The 681-nt window shown below is 67.1% G+C and carries 1 protein-coding gene; it reads left to right on the top strand.

Annotated elements, in window-relative coordinates; genetic code table 11:
- The coding region (locus ACSDR0_RS51005; RefSeq protein ID WP_435296201.1) for a transposase at window positions 1–594 on the top strand (594 nt) is incomplete at its 5' end.
- Window positions 595–681 lie beyond the last annotated feature (87 nt).

Raw genomic sequence — 681 nt, 5'->3', positions numbered from 1 at the left:
GAGCACGGCTTCCTATGCCAGATGATGACCGATCGAGTCGATGACCTCACCGCTCGGATCGAGGCCGTGTCCCGCCGGATCGAGGACAAGATCGCCCCCTATGCCGCCGCGGTCGCCCAGCTCGACGAGATCATCGGTGTCGGCACCATCGCCGCCCAGGAACTCATCGCCGAGATCGGCATCGACATGAGCCGCTTCCCCACCGCCGGCCACCTGGCCTCCTGGGCCAAGTTCGCGCCCATCGACAACAACTCCGCCGGCAAGAAGAAGGGCGGCTCCACCGGCAAGGGCAATCCCTGGCTCGGCGCCACCCTCGGCGAGATCGTCGCGGCCACCTCCCGCTCCACCACCTTCCTGGGCGAGCGCTACCGGCGACTGTCCAGGCGCCGCGGACGAAAACGCGCCATCGTCGCCGTCGGCAATTCCGTTCTCACCATCGTCTGGCATCTGCTGTCCGACCCCAATGCCCGCTATCGCGACCTGGGTCCTGACTTCTACCAATCGCGCATCGCCACCAGACGCCGCGAACACGACCTCGTCCGCCAGCTCGAACGCCTCACCGGCAAAACCGTCACCCTGCACCCAACCGCCTGACCCCAATCCCCACCCCGCAAGCCCTGCCCCGACATCACCGGCCAGGGTTCGCTGCCGCCTGCCCACTAACGCACCGATTTTCGAGCC

Origin of the sequence: Streptosporangium sp. G11, assembly GCF_051192615.1 — a bacterium.
Taxonomy (GTDB): domain Bacteria; phylum Actinomycetota; class Actinomycetes; order Streptosporangiales; family Streptosporangiaceae; genus Streptosporangium.
The sequence above is the reverse complement of the archived record's forward strand: the minus strand, read 5'-3'. Positions and strand labels throughout refer to the sequence as shown.